Annotated in this window: 16 protein-coding genes; 7 read left to right on the top strand and 9 right to left on the bottom strand. The window is 41.1% G+C overall.

The annotated features are described in order from the left end of the window. Positions 1 to 1,026, bottom strand: coding sequence for a polysaccharide deacetylase family protein (locus CWB76_RS13735; protein ID WP_138608338.1), 1,026 nt, complete (start codon positions 1,024 to 1,026; stop codon positions 1 to 3). Here CWB76_RS13735 and CWB76_RS13730 point away from each other — a divergent pair. Continuing rightward, positions 1,006 to 2,340, top strand: coding sequence for an MATE family efflux transporter (locus CWB76_RS13730; RefSeq protein WP_249363179.1), 1,335 nt, complete (start codon positions 1,006 to 1,008; stop codon positions 2,338 to 2,340). The genes CWB76_RS13735 and CWB76_RS13730 overlap by 21 nt on opposite strands. Positions 2,341 to 2,358: 18 nt before the next feature. On the opposite strand, the gene CWB76_RS13725 is transcribed toward CWB76_RS13730, so the two are convergent. Together CWB76_RS13725 and nfuA are read right to left on the bottom strand one after the other, a co-directional pair. After that, entirely contained in the window at positions 2,359 to 2,628 is a 270-nt protein-coding gene (locus CWB76_RS13725; protein ID WP_138608336.1) for a hypothetical protein, read from the bottom strand. A gap of 13 nt (positions 2,629 to 2,641) precedes the next feature. Continuing rightward, the gene (gene nfuA, locus CWB76_RS13720) at positions 2,642 to 3,217 is read right to left on the bottom strand and encodes a Fe-S biogenesis protein NfuA (protein ID WP_138608334.1); all 576 of its coding nucleotides are present in this window, start codon (positions 3,215 to 3,217) and stop codon (positions 2,642 to 2,644) included. Positions 3,218 to 3,363: 146 nt separating this feature from the next. On the opposite strand from nfuA, the gene CWB76_RS13715 reads away from it, so the two are divergent. Continuing rightward, a complete protein-coding gene (locus CWB76_RS13715) occupies positions 3,364 to 5,913 on the top strand; it encodes a M14 metallopeptidase family protein (protein ID WP_138608332.1) in 2,550 nt (849 codons plus the stop codon). 6 nt (positions 5,914 to 5,919) lie between these two features. Here CWB76_RS13715 and CWB76_RS13710 read toward each other — a convergent pair whose 3' ends face one another. Beyond that, positions 5,920 to 6,597 carry a ComF family protein gene (locus CWB76_RS13710; RefSeq protein ID WP_010392416.1) on the bottom strand — a complete coding sequence of 226 codons (678 nt, stop codon included), beginning with the start codon at positions 6,595 to 6,597 and terminating at the stop codon, positions 5,920 to 5,922. A gap of 75 nt (positions 6,598 to 6,672) precedes the next feature. On the opposite strand from CWB76_RS13710, the gene bioH reads away from it, so the two are divergent. The 3 genes from bioH to CWB76_RS13695 all read left to right on the top strand — a co-directional run bounded on the left by bioH (position 6,673) and on the right by CWB76_RS13695 (position 8,675). Beyond that, positions 6,673 to 7,410, top strand: a complete 738-nt coding sequence (bioH, locus tag CWB76_RS13705; RefSeq protein ID WP_138608330.1) for a pimeloyl-ACP methyl ester esterase BioH — start codon at positions 6,673 to 6,675, stop codon at positions 7,408 to 7,410. 92 nt (positions 7,411 to 7,502) lie between these two features. Further along, entirely contained in the window at positions 7,503 to 7,811 is a 309-nt protein-coding gene (locus CWB76_RS13700; protein WP_008112879.1) for a hypothetical protein, read from the top strand. Between the two features lie 6 nt (positions 7,812 to 7,817). Then, positions 7,818 to 8,675 carry a putative metalloprotease CJM1_0395 family protein gene (locus CWB76_RS13695; protein WP_010392423.1) on the top strand — a complete coding sequence of 286 codons (858 nt, stop codon included), beginning with the start codon at positions 7,818 to 7,820 and terminating at the stop codon, positions 8,673 to 8,675. Between the two features lie 62 nt (positions 8,676 to 8,737). Here CWB76_RS13695 and CWB76_RS13690 read toward each other — a convergent pair whose 3' ends face one another. The 4 genes from CWB76_RS13690 to greB form a co-directional block, all read right to left on the bottom strand. Beyond that, positions 8,738 to 11,062: a Tex family protein gene (locus tag CWB76_RS13690; protein ID WP_138594031.1), complete on the bottom strand. Its 2,325-nt coding sequence runs from the start codon at positions 11,060 to 11,062 to the stop codon at positions 8,738 to 8,740. A gap of 156 nt (positions 11,063 to 11,218) precedes the next feature. After that, positions 11,219 to 11,797, bottom strand: a complete 579-nt coding sequence (locus CWB76_RS13685) for a CBS domain-containing protein (RefSeq protein WP_138608328.1) — start codon at positions 11,795 to 11,797, stop codon at positions 11,219 to 11,221. A gap of 60 nt (positions 11,798 to 11,857) precedes the next feature. Beyond that, positions 11,858 to 12,163, bottom strand: a complete 306-nt coding sequence (locus CWB76_RS13680) for a hypothetical protein (protein ID WP_138608326.1) — start codon at positions 12,161 to 12,163, stop codon at positions 11,858 to 11,860. A 124-nt stretch (positions 12,164 to 12,287) separates the two neighbouring features. Then, positions 12,288 to 12,761: a transcription elongation factor GreB gene (gene greB / locus CWB76_RS13675; RefSeq protein ID WP_010392431.1), complete on the bottom strand. Its 474-nt coding sequence runs from the start codon at positions 12,759 to 12,761 to the stop codon at positions 12,288 to 12,290. 183 nt (positions 12,762 to 12,944) lie between these two features. On the opposite strand from greB, the gene ompR reads away from it, so the two are divergent. Next, positions 12,945 to 13,664: an osmolarity response regulator transcription factor OmpR gene (gene ompR / locus CWB76_RS13670; protein ID WP_008109519.1), complete on the top strand. Its 720-nt coding sequence runs from the start codon at positions 12,945 to 12,947 to the stop codon at positions 13,662 to 13,664. Between the two features lie 5 nt (positions 13,665 to 13,669). Further along, on the top strand, positions 13,670 to 14,983 hold the full coding sequence (envZ, locus tag CWB76_RS13665) for a two-component system sensor histidine kinase EnvZ (RefSeq protein WP_054202834.1): 1,314 nt from the start codon (positions 13,670 to 13,672) through the stop codon (positions 14,981 to 14,983). Between the two features lie 60 nt (positions 14,984 to 15,043). Here the strand turns inward: envZ and CWB76_RS13660 are convergent, their stop codons facing one another. Beyond that, positions 15,044 to 17,086 (bottom strand): glycoside hydrolase family 97 protein, encoded by a 2,043-nt coding sequence (locus tag CWB76_RS13660; RefSeq protein WP_138608324.1) that lies wholly within the window; start codon positions 17,084 to 17,086, stop codon positions 15,044 to 15,046. Positions 17,087 to 17,170: the final 84 nt, after the last annotated feature.

The raw sequence follows: 17,170 nt of genomic DNA, 5'->3' as shown, positions 1-17,170 counted from the left end.
TTAGTTGATCACCCAAGGCTGCGAAAACCAATAATAACTGCTAGCTTGTTTTATTGACGGAGCGGTACAATTAAAGCGTGAGCGGCCTTTATTAAGCTGCTTTGGCGATGTTACCTCAACTGTATTATCGTCTAACCAATCTAAATTAGCTTGACCAACGCTTGATACATAACAGGCAAATTGACTCTTATGAAAGTCATTTGTCTCAAGTTTTATTGTGAGTGACGGTGGATTTTGTGAAGTGACACTATCTTTATAGGTTAGCTTATTAATGGTAAAGGCAGTTGAATTTATCTTGGTAATTAACGTCTCTAGCTTGCTATAAAAACCAGAGGCAGGGAAGCGCGGTAAGCGGCTAAAGTCAGAGTGTTGATTAACGGCTCCTGAGTGCTGGCCAATACCAATAAAGCCTAGTTCTGTAACGAGAGCTTGTAGTTGGTTGTTAAACTCTCCGTATGGGTAGGCAAGATATTTATAATCGTGACCTATTTCCTCTTTAATACGTTGTTGTGAACTAAGAATGTCTTTTTTAGTGCGTTCGCGCCATTGGCTAGGCGTTTCATTCTCGCGCTTTTTATGTAGGTAGTTATGCTCGGCACTATGATTAGCAATGAGCGCTCCTTTTTTGGCAAGCTCCCTGAGCTTATCCCACCCCATAACATAACCCGCTTGTTCATCAATGAGTTTTGGGTTTACGAAAATAGTGTACGGGTAGCCAAACCTCTCAAGAATAGGAGCTGCTTGATCGTAATTATTGTTGTAACCATCATCAAAGGTAATCGCGATTGTTTTGTGCTCTAAAGCCTTACCTTGTTGTAATGTACTAATCAGCTCATTTAATGGAATAACGTTAAAGTTATGCTCTTTTAAATAATTTAAGTGTTTTGTAAAAGTGTTGGCACTCACGCTGGTGACAGCGGGAAGGGTTTCACTGACGTGATGATACTGTAGAATAACAGCTGCTTGCGCGCGTAAAGAACCACAAATCAGGAATAATAATACTAAATGAAACAATTTCTTATACATAATAAAGCACACCATAAAAGCTTGTTGTTGTTAGCCGGTCCGATGATATTATCAAATATTACCGTCCCGTTGTTAGGAATTGTTGATACGGCAGTGATCGGTCATTTGGGGAGTGCGCATTATTTAGCGGGAATAGCCTTAGGCTCTACTGTGATCTCCATTTTATTTTGGCTTGCTGGTTTTTTAAGAATGAGTACCACTGGGCTGGTGGCTCAGGCTTATGGTAAAAATGATTTAACTCAGCTGGCAGCCTTACTCAAACGCAGTTTGTTATTGGCCAGTAGCGCAGCTTTAATTCTGATTTTATTATCCCCCCTTATAAAACACGCTATTGCCTATTTATCTGCTGCCAATAGTGATGTGCTCAATGAAGCCTATCGCTATTTTAGTATTCGTATTTTTAGCGCCCCTGCAGCGCTATGTAATTTAGTTTTACTAGGCTGGATGTTGGGCGTGCATTATGGACGAGGGCCATTTTATTTACTGTTAGTCACTAACATTACTAATATTGTGCTCGATATTTATTTTGTAGTGTACCTTGATTGGGCGGTTGCTGGGGCTGCGTGGGCATCACTTATCGCTGACTATATTGCACTTGTGTTTGCTTTATTGCTAGTGGCTCAACTTGCTAAAAAGCATGGTATGAGTTTGGCTGTAGCAAATTGGTTTAGTGTGGAAAAAATGCCAGGACTTCTGAGCTTAAACCGCGATATTTTTATTCGCTCTTTAGTGCTGCAGTTATGCTTTAGCTTTATGACCTTTTATGCTGCTCGCCTAGGTGAAACTACATTGGCCGCCAATGCCGTCCTACTCAATTTTTTAATGTTAGTTAGCTTTGCACTTGATGGAATTGCCTATGCAAGTGAGGCCAAAGTAGGTCAAGCTAAAGGTCAACAAAGTGTCGAGAAGATAAGGCTATGGGTAAAAATCAGTGTATTTTGGGGCATGTTATTTGGCATTTTATATAGTGTGTTTTTTATAGTATTTGGCAGTAGTATTATTAAGCTATTAACTAATGTACCAGAGGTTATTGACGAGGCCATTCACTACTTACCTTGGGTAATAGTATTGCCTATTTTAGCTATGAGCTGTTTTTTGTTCGATGGTATTTTTGTTGGTCTGACCCGCGCTAAAGCGATGCGAAACAGTATGTTGCTTTCAGCGATTGTAGGTTTTTTTGGGGTGTTTTGGCTATTTCAGGATTGGCAAAATAATGGGTTATGGTTAGCTATGAGTTGTTTTATGCTTATGCGAGGCGTTACGCTTATCGTTAAATATCAACAACTAAAAGCTAACAATCAATTACTTAAATAAGCGAGTTGATATAAACCGTTACTTCCACAGATCGGGGTCGTTATTTTTGGAAGGGATATTTTTTAATACTTGAGAAAAGCGGTTAGCAAAAATACCCGCATAGCCCCAAAAAGCAAAAAATAAAGCGGGGGCTAAAATAACCAAGCCAAGAACTTGTAAACTGTAATGGCTGTAATAGCCCACAGCGATAAATATCACGGCTAGCACAAACAGTGCTAGCCCGCGAAAAAAGCGCTTTAAACTCAACTTAGGGTCACTCCCTAAGCGGTAAATAAGTGGCTTTAGCATAACAGATTAATGCTTAGTAGTAAGAATGCTCGCCTGCTTCATGATCGGTAATGTCAGACACACCTTTGATCTCATCAAATTTAGCAATCATTTCTTTTTCAATGCCTTCTTTTAGTGTGACATCGATCATAGAACACCCATTACAACCACCACCAAACTGAAGTACAGCAACACCAGCTGCAGTGATCTCTACCAAGCTAACTTGGCCGCCATGGTTGGCAAGTTGTGGGTTTACTTCAGTTTCTAGCATGTGTTGCACACGCTCATTCAAGCTGGCATCTTCACCTAGTTTACGTGCTTTAGCATTAGGTGCTTTAAGGGTTAGCTGCGTGCCCATTTTGTCGGTAACAAAATCAATTTCAGCTTCGGCTAAGAAAGGCGCGCTTTCAGCATCAACAACTGCATCAAAGCCGTTAAAATTTAGGCGAATATCGCTCTCTTCTACCGCGTCTTCTGGACAATAAGAAACACCACATTCAGCTTGTGATGTACCAGGGTTAACAACAAACACACGAATATTCGTTTGTTGAGATTGATCTGCTAATAGCTTAGCAAAATGCGCTTGCGCTGTTTCGGAAATAGAAATCATAATACCGTCTATACTTGACTAAATTACTCGGATACTGCATATCATACTCCGCTCATCGTGTTGCGGCTAGTGTTGAGCGTAAAAAGTTGGCATCTATTTTAAGCAATGGTAGCGTGCATTTAACAAACATTTTTAGAGTGATTTATATGCGCTTCATATTAACAGTAGTGGTGGTGCTGGCCAGTTTTTCAAGTATGGCAAAGCCCCTGTCTTATTATTTTGAGCAACAGGCTGAGTTTGATTCTACCATACCAACACCACAAGAGGTGCTGGGTTATCAAGTGGGTGAGTGGCATGTTAGACATGACCAACTTGTTCGCTACATGGAAATTTTAGCTCAAAAAAGCGATCGAATTAATTTTGAAGTAATAGGCCGTACTCATGAGCAGCGCCCGTTAGTTATGCTAACGATTACTGCAGCTCACAAATTAAAAAATATAGAAAAAACTCGCCAAGCGCATTTAGCTCGCCTAAATAATTCAAACAATAAAACAGCGGAGCAGCCAAGTGTTGTATGGATGGGTTACAGTGTTCATGGTAACGAATCATCAGGTAGTAATGCAGCTTTACTGGTCGCTTATTATTTAGCGGCAGCGCAAGGCGATGAAATAAATGAGCTACTTAACAACACGGTTATTTTACTCGACCCGTCACTTAACCCCGATGGACTAGCACGTTTTGCAAATTGGGCTAATAGTAATCGTGGAATGAACTTATCGTCAGATCCGCAAACCCGAGAGCATGTAGAGAGCTGGCCAAGCAGCCGAACAAACCATTATTGGTTTGATTTAAACCGTGATTGGTTGCTGTTACAGCACCCAGAGTCGCGCGCAAGGATTGCTAAGTTTCATTATTGGAAGCCTAATATTTTAACTGACTTTCATGAAATGGGGTCAAATAGTAGCTACTTTTTTCAACCGGGTATCCCAAGTCGTAAACACCCAATTACCCCTGAAGAAAATGTAAGTCTAACCAAAGCGATTGCAAATTATCACGCTAAAACATTAGATGAAAACAACGCGTTATACTTCACCGAAGAAAGCTTTGATGACTTTTATTATGGTAAAGGCTCTACCTACCCCGATGTAAATGGTGGTGTGGGTATTTTATTTGAACAAGCAAGTTCTCGTGGCCATATTCAAGAAACGATTAATGGCACGCTAACTTTTGCGTTTACGATTAAAAACCAACTGTTAACGAGCTTATCAACGTTTAAAGCGGCGATTGATAACCGCCAAGCTTTGCTAGAGTACCAAGCTAACTTTTATAACAAAGCAGTTGAGCTTGCCAAAGATGAAGACTATCAGGGCTATATTGTTCAAGCAGATGAAGATCATACCCGTACTAACGATTTTTTAAGCATACTTAAACAACATCAAATTAATGCCTACCCAGTGAAAGAAGGGCTAAAAGCTGAAGGTAAAAACTTTACCGCTAATAGTTATTTTGTGCCGCTTGCGCAACCACAATATCGATTAGTTAAAGCTATTTTTAGTGAGCAACAAAACTTTGCCGATAACACCTTTTACGATGTGTCGGGTTGGACATTAGCGCATGCGTTTAATTTATCATTTGCTAAAGTAAACAGCCGCTGGGGATTAGAGGTAGAAAAAACAGCTTGGCAAAAACCAAAGCAGCCAGAGTTAGCGTCATTGACTAAAAATTACGCCTATGGATTTGCATGGAATGACATGCAAGCTCCCAAAATGCTCAATAGTCTGTTACAGCAAGGCATTAAAGCTCGTGTTGCATTAAAACCATTAACAGCAGTATCAACCAATGCAGAAGTAAACTTTGACGCAGGTAGTATTATTATTCCAGCAGGACTTCAAACTGACACCAACTGGGTGACAAAGTTAAACCAAGCACAAAGCCAGTTTGGGATTGAAGTTAAACCAATTACTACCGGTTTAACTAGTAAAGGTGCTGATTTAGGGTCTCGCTCTATGGCTGTGGTTTCTGCACCTAAGGTGTTATTGGTTGGTGGTAAAGGCGTGAGCCAATATGAAGCGGGTGAAGTGTGGTACTACCTAGACCGTTTTGTGGGTGTAGCGCCAACCATTGTTGAAATGGAGCGTTTAGCGTCTTTAGAGCTCAGTAATTACAGCCATATTGTGTTGCCACATGGTAATTATTCTACTTTATCTGATTCCGATAAAGTTGCTATAAAAAGCTGGGTAAGGAAAGGTGGTGTTATTTGGGGGCACAAAGGCGGAGCTAAGTTTTTAGCCGATCAACAGCTATTAAAAGCAAGCTACTTATCGCGTAGAGATGTGGCTAGTGCATTTGATACTCAAGGTTTAAAGTATGCAGACAAAGACCACCTAGCAGGTCGTCAGCGTATTGCAGGTGCGATATTTAATACCAAGGTAGATACAACTCACCCACTAATGTTTTCATTTAAGCGTGACACACTACCCGTATTTAAAAATAGTACTTGGCTACTTGAAGCCTCGCAAGCACCATTTGTAAATATACTTACCTATACACAGCAGCCGCTACTTGCTGGTTTTACTGATGCAATAAATGTAGAGCAAGTGGCTGGTGGGGCAGCGTTAATGGCACACTCTTATGGTCGAGGTAGTGTTATTGCGATGACAGATAACCCTGTATTTAGAGGGTACTGGTATGGTACCAGCCGATTATTAAGTAATGCTTTATTTTTTGGTCACACCTTTCGCGTGAGTGGAAACTAACACGCCCTAAAGTGGCGTTAAGCACGTGGTAAATGCCCATACGTGTTTAGCGCCGGCTTCTTTTAACGATAAGGTGGCTGCATTAAGAGTTGCTCCTGTAGTCATGATATCATCGATAATTACTACCGTTTTTCCCTCTAAATTAATTTTGCATGAAAAAGCCTGCTGTAAATTTTTAACTCTTTTAGCTTTGCTTAATTGTGATTGTGCCGAGGTGTGTTTATGGCGAAGCAACGCATTATTTAATACTTTATTTGACCCTAAACAGGGCTGCCATACTTGGGTGACTTGATTAAACCCACGCGTTAAAAAGCGCGCTTTATGTAAAGGTAAAATTATAAATGCATCAACAGCGGCAGGGTGTTTAGTCATAAAAACCCTAAGTTGTTTTTTTATGACTTGCTGTAGTGCTTTTTTATAATGGATTTGATTATTAAATTTAAGTTGCTTTAACCATAAATCAAAAGGGGGCTGGTAAAAAGCACAGGCAAATAGCTTTTCAAAGTTGCAGTTAGGAAACATTTCTACAATATCAGGGCGGTAAAATAAATTGTCATGCTCGGCCAGATCTAGCAATGGCAAGTCATCTAAACAAAATTGACACAGTCCCATTGAGCTATGAATCTGACTTTGACATAACACACAGTAAGAGGGGAATAGCCAATCACTTAGGCTGAGTTTCATTCGCTGATGATCCTCATTACAAACTCCTTTTAAAGCGCTATCATAGAACTCAAGTTTGGTTAAGGTTAGGCAAATATGCAAAATGAATGTGTGTTGTTACATGGTTGGGGAATGAGCCAAGGTGTGTGGCAGTTAATAAAACCAGAATTAGAGTTTTTATATTCAGGTAAAGTGCGCTGTTTGGATTTACCCGGTTATGGTGATAATAACGTCTCTTTAAGCCCATATACATTACACGATGCTGCAAAGCAGGTGAGTGAGCAGTTAAAGCCACAATCGGTACTAATGGGATGGTCTTTAGGTGGGTTGTTTGCTATTTATATTGCCAAACATTGGCCAGAAAAAGTATCAAAAGTCATTTTAGTTGCCTCAACGCCCTTTTTTGCAGAGCAATTACCATGGGCTGGTATTAAGCCTAAAGTATTAACACAGTTCAAAGAGCAGTTGTTGCAAGAGCGTTCAAAAACGATAGAGCGCTTTTTGGCAATTCAGGCAATGGGCAGTGAGTCGGCTCGCGATGATGTAAAACAGTTAAAGCAGTTATTGAGTCAGTCACCGCCCCCGAATAACGAGGCTTTAAGTGCAGGGCTAGACATATTGCAAAATGAAGATTTACGCGAATTATTTGCTCAATGCCCAGTGACTATTCGCGGCATTTTTGGGCGCTTAGACTCTCTCGTTCCTTATCGGGCCATTGAGAAAATGGTGGCACTTAATGCTGACTTTGAGTACGAAGTGATAGACAAAGCATCACATGCGCCTTTTATTTCTCATAAAAGTGAATTTTTATCTGCCGTTAAATCAATGCTTTGAAGCAAAGCCATGATTACTGCGGTTTAAAGCTTTATTTTGCGTGATTTTTGAGCGATAATTAAACAATATTTATTTGCTGGGGGTTTATTATTATGCCAATAGGATCTGTATTCAATAGTGGTGTTGAAGGGTTTAATAGAGCCAGCCAAGGAATTGAAAAAGCCAGCGCTGAGATTAATCGTGCCAGCATAGAGCAGCAAGACGACTCTCAACTAGCGCAGCAACGTCAATTAACGGCCGCTCGTCCTGAAGAAGCAGTCACTGCGCCAGTATCTCAACCTGCACGAATTGATGATGCATTAGTAAACTTAAAAGTTGAAGAGTTTAATGCTAAGGCAAACACGCAATCTATCCAAACTGCAGATGACGTATTAGGCACTTTAGTTGATATTAAAGTGTAATTTCTCATGAATATTGTCACGCCGTTTCCGTCTATTAATATAAACACCGCAAATGTTTATACGGAGACTGCTCGGCGTGACAACCAGCTACGTGAAGTCATTCCCCCAGCCGCTGCGAACACTGCTGGTAGCACCGAAAACAAAGCTCAAAGTGATGCAGAAAAAGCCAAACTGCCAGGAAATAGCGACAGCTCAACCTACAATGCGAGTGGCAAAATTGCAGACGATAAAACGATTGCGCAACGCGAAGGCAATGCAGATAGCGATCAAGATAATGCCGAGCAAGAAAAACAACAAGCTGCAGAAGAAGTTAGTGAGCAAGAAGAACTGCAACTTGAGCAAGAATTACAGCAAATTAAAGAACTTAAAGCGCGCGACACTGAAGTACGAACACATGAGCAAGCGCATGCCGCTGTGGGTGGACAATATGCGGGCTCTCCTAGCTACGAATATCAAAGAGGGCCCGATGGTACTAACTATGCGGTAGGTGGTGAAGTACCGATAGATGTTGGAGTTATCAATGGCGATCCTCAAGCAACTATTGATAAAATGCAAACGGTACGTGCTGCAGCACTCGCGCCGGCTGAGCCTTCAGGTGCCGATAGGGCAATTGCGGCAGATGCCACTCAAAAGATAGCCGCAGCACAAGCTGAGTTAGCTTCAGCTGATGACGAAGATAGCAGCGAAGATAAAAGCAGAGTCAGTGCGTCGTTTTCTAACAGTGAAAGTTCAGAAGTAAAAACTGCTAAAAGCGAAGAGCAATCGCGTGATGTTGAAGTAGAAGCGCGTGCTGGGCGCATTGCTAGTTTTTATCAACTGGCCACATCACCTGCGACTCAAAGCCAATTCTCAGCACAAATTTAAACTAAACCTTATATTTAATAGCCATAAAAAAACCGCCTAAGCGGTTTTTTTATGGGGTCATTTTATTTTTTCACTTTCGCATTTGCAAAGGCATCAGCAAACGCATTTCCCATCATGGCATTGCCTGTGTCGCGCTTAGGTTTGGGCGCTCGCGATTGGTTTGCATTGTTGCCACGTGGCTTTTGCACCGCCGCAGGGGCAGCTTTATTGCTAGTGTCTATCTCGTCATCTAGGCGCATGGTAAAGCTAATGCGTTTACGTGCAGCGTCAACCTCAACCACTTTCACTTTAACAATGTCACCAGCTTTAACCACTTCTCGTGGGTCTGAAATAAACTTATTAGTAATAGCCGAAATATGCACTAGTCCATCTTGATGTACGCCAACATCCACAAATGCGCCAAAATTAGCTACGTTCGATACCACGCCTTCTAAAATCATTCCTGGTTTTAAATCACTAATTTTTTCAACGCCTGCTTTAAACTCAGCAGTTTTAAATTCAGGGCGCGGATCGCGACCCGGCTTATCAAGTTCGCTAATAATATCGGTCACGGTAGGCAGACCAAATTTATCGTCAATATAGTCATTTGCAGCGAGCTTATTTAAAAACTCTTTGTTACCAATGAGGTTATTTACGTCTACCTGGTTGTGCTCACAAATACGCTTAACGATAGGGTATGCTTCAGGGTGAACTGATGAGTTGTCTAGTGGATCGCTGCCATTGTTAATGCGTAAAAAGCCGGCTGCTTGTTCAAATGCTTTTGGCCCTAAGCGTTCTACTTTTTTCAACTGACTACGTTTTGTAAATGACCCATTTGTATCACGGTAGCTTACAATATTTTGCGCTAAGGTTTTGTTTAAACCAGAGACACGTGCAAGCAAAGGTACAGAGGCCATATTTAAATCAACACCTACACTGTTTACACAGTCTTCTACCACTGAGATTAGGCTTTGTCCTAGTTGGCTTTGTGATACATCATGTTGATATTGGCCTACACCAATAGACTTAGGCTCTATTTTAACCAACTCAGCCAATGGATCTTGAAGGCGACGTGCAATAGATACGGCACCACGTAAAGATACATCTAAATCTGGAAATTCATTAGCAGCGAATTCAGAAGCAGAGTAAACCGAAGCGCCGGCCTCACTGACCATGATTTTATTTAGTTTAAGCTCAGTATTGGCTTTGATAAGTTCGCCAACTAGTTTATCTGATTCGCGAGAAGCGGTACCGTTACCAATCGCAATGAGCTCAACTTTATGCTGGCGACATAATTGCTCGAGCGTGCGTAATGATTTATCCCAATGATTTTGTGGTGCGTGTGGAAAAATCGTTTGGGTAGCAAGCAGCTTACCTGTGCTATCAACCACGGCAATTTTACAACCGGTACGTAAACCAGGATCTAAGCCTAACGTAGTGCGAGGACCTGCAGGGGCTGCCATCAATAAGTCTTTTAAGTTTTTAGCAAATACATCAATGGCACCGGTTTCGGCCTTTTCACGCATTGCGGCTAAAAATTCATTTTCTAGATGTAATCCAAGCTTAATTTTCCACGCCCATTGCACCACAGTTAATAACCAAGCGCTGGCAGGTTTGTTTTTAATATCTAGGCGGTAATGATCGCTGATCATCTGTGCACACAATTGCGCTGGGTTTTCAGCGTTAGGTTCAGGATTAATAGTTAACTGTAAAATACCTTCATTACGTGCTCTTAGCATGGCTAATGCTCGATGCGAGGGGACTTTTTTTAATGGTTCTTGATGTTCAAAGTAGTCTCGGTATTTAGCCCCGGCTTGTTCTTGGCCATCAATAAGTTTACTTTCAATCGCTCCATTTTGACTAATATGACTTCTAAATTTAGCGAGTAATTTAGCGTCTTCAGCAAAGCGCTCCATCAAAATAAACTTAGCACCATCAAGCGCTGCTTTAGTATCGACAATCGCTTTTTCGGCATTAATAAATTTTGCAGCCTCAGCGTCTGGGTCAAGCATTGGATCGTTAAATAACGCATCAGCTAGTGGTTCTAAACCGGCTTCAATAGCTATTTGACCTTTAGTGCGGCGCTTTGCTTTATAAGGTAAATATAAGTCTTCTAGTTCGGTTTTACTTTGTGCAGCTTTAATATCGGCCGCTAATTCAGCACTAAGCTTATTTTGTGATTCTATCGTCGACAGGATAAAGCCACGACGCTCTTCAAGTTCACGCAAATAAGATAAACGTTGTTCTAGAAGGCGTAGTTGGGTGTCATCTAATCCACCGGTCACTTCTTTTCTGTAACGGGCAATAAAGGGGACGGTTGCGCCTTCATCAAGTAACTTTGTTGCTGCAACCACTTGTTGCTGCTGTGCATTTAGCTCAGTTGCTAAACGTGCAGAGATATCGCTCATGCAAAAACCTTTTAATACAAAAAATAAGACCAGCTAAAAAGTTAACTGATGCGTCAATGTCTTGAATAATATCACAGGGGAGGGTAATAAAAAGCTCTTAAAGCAAGCTATTTTACTTGCTTTAAGATGCCATTGCTGGGGCAATAAAAAGCGGATTTAGTGAGGGTGCTCTACACTTTCGAGTACTTCACTAAATGTGTGCGCTATTGGGCTAATATGAACAGGAATTTGCAGCTTACGTGCTATATCGCGTGCTGAAATTAAACCACTTATTTCATTATTAGCCGCAGTAACTAATATAAACATAGCGCCATGATGCTCCATAGTTTGCAGTGCATCACCGATACATGAATAGCTTAAGCTTTTCATACTTACACCCATTAAATTACTCAGCGGTGTCATTAAATAGCGTAAGCTAATTTCACTACGAGGCAAGCCTAAACGCTGCGATAAAATCATGATTTTTGAGCTTTGTAAATCAGCACTTGCGACAATACCAATTAGTTTTTGTTGTTCGTCAGTCACTAAAATAAAATCAGAGGGCTGAGCATTTAACTGTTTTGATGCTTGTTCAATGGTTGTATCAAACGCTGCGCGCATAGGACTTGTTTGAGTAAAGCTAGTTACTATACGTGTTGCTGGAGAGGTTAAATCAATCACAGCCTCATTAGTAAAAGTATCAGCAATAGTGCCATGCGAAATGTCTTGGGTACGGAGTTCTTTAAAGTTAGACATAATATCCACCTAAATAAATAGTTATAAAAATTTAATAATGTTTAAAAGCAAGTTATTAAATTAAATAACGGGTGGCGCTCGCGGGTTTGCATTACTGTAGGCAGTGGCTAAAAATCGACTTTCATAATGAAAGAAAAACGCTAAAGGAAGTGGTTGGATTTCTCTAAGCGCAATAACACCAACATGAGAATCTATATCGGTGTCGAGGTTTGCTTGGTCAGGGGAGTCACAAACAATAAATTCAGCTGGAGCAAAACCAGCATCAAGTTTGTTATTTTTAGGTGCGCCATGCAATGTCAAACTCACACTCATGAAGAGTGCAAACACGAGGGCATTGTGTAATATGCGCGCTGTTATGTTTGACATAATGGTGACCTTAATTAACTACTCTCAAGTTAATACAACATTACTTGAGTAACTTTAGTTATAGCTTACTCAGATAATATAAACAATAAAAAGTTAATGTGATCTGAATCAAAACTAAGCGCTGTCATTTTTGATAGGTAATGTTATTTACGTACCACTGCTTAGCACCTTGAGGAGTCATGACCTCAAAATCATCGTCTACTTGTTTTTTTAATAGCGCTCGCGCCATTGGTGAATCGATAGAAATATAGTCGTTGCGATCATAAATTTCATCGGGGCCGACAATTCTAAAATTTTTACACTCACCGGCCTCGTTTTCTATTTCTACCCACGCTCCAAAAAAAACTTTGCCGTCTTGTACGGGTGAGTAGTCAACAATTTTTAGATCGGGGATGCGTTTTCGTAAATAGCGAACACGACGGTCAATTTGGCGTAGTAAACGTTTGTTGTACTGATAGTCTGCGTTTTCAGAGCGATCACCTAGACTAGCAGCCCAGCTCACTATTTTAGTTACTTCTGGGCGTTTTTCATTCCAAAGATGATCATGTTCTTGCTGCAGTTGTAAATAACCTTCGCGAGTAATTAAATTTGTTTTCACGCTGAGTTCTTGTTTAATCTTCATGTGTGGCAAGGTATTAAAATAAAGGCAGCTTGTCGAGATAAAATAGCTATCAATGAATTTGAAATGTTCAGTAACAATCTAAGCACTTAATTAGTTTTTTATTATTAAGTTTTTCATTTATATTAACGATTAATAAATTATAAAAATAAGCAACAAATTATGGGACAAGAGACAGTAAAAGTATTGGTGGTTGATGACGATAAACGTTTGCGTAGTTTGCTGGAGCGTTATTTAGTAGAGCAAGGGTTTATTGTCAGAACAGCTGCCGATTCAGAGCAAATGGATAGACTAATTGAGCGTGAAAACTTTCATCTAATGGTACTTGATTTAATGCTGCCCGGCGAAGATGGGCTTTCTATTTGTAGACGTTTACGCCAAAAAGAAAACCAAATCCCTATTGTTATGCTTACCGCCAAAGGTGATGAAGTAGACCGCATTATTGGCCTAGAACTCGGCGCTGACGATTATATTCCGAAACCATTTAACCCTCGCGAGCTATTAGCACGTATAAAAGCTATTTTACGTCGCCAATCAAAAGAAGTACCAGGGGCGCCTTCAGCGCAGGAGAACTTAATTGCGTTTGGTAAATTTACCCTAAATTTAGCCACCCGCGAAATGAGTGAAGGCGATAACACGGTGTCACTCACTAGTGGTGAATTTGCGGTGCTAAAAGCGTTAGTGTCTCATCCGCGTGAGCCATTAAGTCGTGATAAATTAATGAACTTAGCTAGAGGGCGAGACTACAGTGCGCTTGAGCGCAGTATTGATGTTCAAGTATCACGTCTTCGTAGAATGATCGAAGTCGATGCCGCTAACCCTCGCTATATTCAAACGGTATGGGGTTTAGGTTATGTATTTGTTCCTGACGGTGAAAAGTAATCATTATGGGAATGTTTCCGCGTAGTGCGTTTGGACAAACCGTATTTTTGGTTGCCGCTTTGTTGCTTATTAACCAAATAGTCTCCTACGTCACGGTAAGTTTATATGTAGTTAAACCCACCATTGAACAAGTTAATTTAATGCTGGCTAAGCAAATTAAAACCGTGTTTATTGATTGGGAAGATGGCGTTGAAGTCACCGATGAAGTCTCTGAGAAGTTTTTTGAAATAACCGGCATTGAAGTAATGACTCAGCGTGAAGCTATGCGTAATGGTTTAGGCCAAAGTCGTGAGTATTCTGGGCTATCGCGTAGTATGTCTGAGCAATTAAATGGCTTTTCTCGGGTGCGCATTAGTCAAACTGATCCGCTTATTTATTGGGTAGAAGCTCCGCAGGCGCCGGGTTATTGGGTCAAAGTGCCACTCACCGGGTTTAAAGAAAGTAACCTTGAGTTTTTAACCTTTTATCTTTCTAGTATCGGCTTCTTAAGTGTACTAGGAGGTTGGTTATTTGCCAGGCATTTGAACCGACCACTAAAAGCATTACAACAAGCTGCGATAAAAGTAGGGGTGGGCGACTTTAGTACCAAGTTACAAGAGCAAGGGTCGAGTGAGGTTATTGAGGTAACGCGCGCCTTTAATCAAATGTCGCGAGGTATTGCTGCCCTTGAAAACGACCGTCGATTACTTATGGCCGGTGTTTCTCATGATTTACGCACACCGCTTACGCGTATTCGTTTAGCCACAGAAATGATGGTTGATGAAGATGATTATTTACGTGAAGGCATTATTTACGATATTGAAGATATGAATGGCATTATCGATCAATTTATCGAATATTTACGCCATCATAAACGTGAAGAACAAACCTGCGAAGATATTAATGCGCTCCTTGGTGAAGTCGTACAAAGTGAGCTTAAGCATCAACGTGCGATCACGTTTAAACCGAATCCTAATATTGGAAAAATTCCCATAAGTAGTGTCGCGATTAAGCGAGTAGTGACCAATATGATAGAAAATGCACTACGCTACTCAGAGGGTGATATTGAAGTACTCAGTTATTTTAATTCCAATAAAAAATATGTGGTTATTGCGGTCAACGATAGTGGTCCGGGTATTCCTGAAAGCGAGTTGGAGTCTGTGTTTGAGCCGTTTAAACAAGGTGATGCAGCTCGCGGTAGTGAAGGTAGCGGCCTAGGCCTTGCAATTATTAAGCGTATTATCGATATGCATGGCGGCAAGGTGGTGCTCTCTAATCGCCCTGAAGGTGGTTTAAGTGCGCAAATATACCTACCAATAAAGGTTACTAATCCAAGCTAATAACGCTATCTGCATGGTTGCAGATAGCGTTAATTTATTATCTAGAGTTCAGATTAACTACTAGAGGGCTTTAAAACGAATGGCTGTACCGCCACTGGTGACCAATTTTAATGTGAGTTTATCATTTGCGGTAACAGTACGTTTTTCAATGCTTAAATCATAAGGATTGTTCTTCCACTCAGCGTTTTTACCGTCTTGGTAGATTTGCGCTTCAAACTGTTTATCTTTATCTAAAAAGTCGAGTTTAACCTCAATGGTGCGGGCATTTTCATCGGTAACTGCACCTAAGTACCAATCGTTCCCTGAATAGTTATCGCGCTTGCGCTCTTTGCGTGCAAATACAATAAAGTCGCCTACTTCGCCATCAAGCGCAATACTTTGCTGCCAATCGGTCGGTACGTCTTGAATGAACTGAAAAGCATCGGGTTTAGCTAAATAATTCCGTGGTAAATCCGCCGCCATTTGAATTGGGCTGTACATTACTACATACAATGCTAATTGCTTTGCTAGTGTGGTTTGTGGGCGATTTGTCTCGTCCCCTAAGCCATTAAAGCTCATATCAAAAATACCAGGGGTAAAGTCCATTGGTCCTGCCAGCATACGCGTAAAGGCAAGCATGGGAATGTGTTCTGGTGGATTGGGCGGTGTGCCCCATGCGTTAAACTCTTGACCACGCGCACCTTCACGGGCAATCCAGTTAGGGTAAGTGCGGCGCAGACCCGTGTCTTTTATTGGTTCATGCGTGTTGATGCTTAGCTTGTATTTAGCGGCAAGTTTAATGTTATGTAAGTATTCATTTACCATAAATTGGCCGTCATGCCATTCAAAGCGGGCAATGCCGTTTTCATCTATGCGTTTTATATTGCCACCATCGGCCACATAACCGGTTTTTATTTGGCTTACATTCGATTTTTCATAAAGCGCAAAAGCATCTTCCATTTGGTCGCGATAATTGCTGACATTGCCAGAGGTTTCATGGTGACCAATTAACTGTACCCCTTTTTCTTTACCGTACTGTGTAAGCGCTACAATATCGAAATCGTCATAAGGCTGAGTAAAGCTAAATACATCACCATTATAAAACCAGTCGCCATCCCAACCTGTGTTCCAACCTTCAACTAATACGCCGTCAAAGCCATACTCAGCGGCAAAGTCCATATAGTATTTAGTATTTTTTGTGGTGGCACCGTGTTTTTCTCCACTGCCCCAAGTTGTTTCATTGATGTGCATTCCCCACCAAATACCTACATATTTACCTGGTTTGACCCACGACATATCACCGAGCTTATTTGGTTCATTCAGGTTTAAAATAATATCAGAATTAACTAAGTCTATCGCTCGCTCACCTATTTGAATGGTGCGCCAAGGAGTGTTGAATGCGCCTTGCTTCTTAACGGCAATGCCATCAGACCATGGCGTTAAATCGGCACTAAACGTACCAGGGCGACGCTGGTTAAGCACCATCCCTGCATAATCTACTAGAGCTGCTTCATGAATGCTGACATGTACACCGTTACCATTTTTAAAGGTAAAAGGGGTATGAGCGAGTGCAGCATCTTGCAAGTTTGTGGTGTTATAGACATATTCATAACGGTTCCAACCGCGAGCCGGTATCCACCATGCGGTGGCTTTATCTTTTGCGGCAATCGCAAATTCGGTCAGTTCTTTAGTAATTTCAGTTTTTTCAAAACCGACTTGTTTAGGGACTTCATAGCGAAACCCTACACCGCTATCAAAAGCTTTAAATCGCACAGTGTATGTGCCAGCGTTGGGAGCCGGTTTATTAAAGGTAACAGCAATTTCATTGTGCTTATCAACAACGGTTTGACGCTCTCCCCAAGGTTGCTGCCATTGGCTATCGGTTTGTGAGCGAGTTACTTCACTAATAACAAAGCCGTCATCAAATGGTGCTTGGCTTTTAAATCTAAAACCTAAGCGTGACTGCTCGATAACAGGCTTACCATTAAAGCTAATAGAGTAATGAGGGGATGATGATTGATCAGAAATGGTAATTTTAATTTTTTGATCAGGTGATTTCAGCGTAGCCTCTTTTGCAAAAGCACTGCTTGCAAGTAAAGCAACTAGTAGTAAAGGTAATCTCATTGTGTGTCCTTGATGTCAAACCGTAGGTTATGAGCATAAAGTGATGAACACACTATTACGAGATAGCTGCATACGTATTCAATT

The organism is Pseudoalteromonas sp. S1609, assembly GCF_005887255.1.
GTDB lineage: Bacteria > Pseudomonadota > Gammaproteobacteria > Enterobacterales > Alteromonadaceae > Pseudoalteromonas.
The sequence above is the reverse complement of the archived record's forward strand: the minus strand, read 5'-3'. Positions and strand labels throughout refer to the sequence as shown.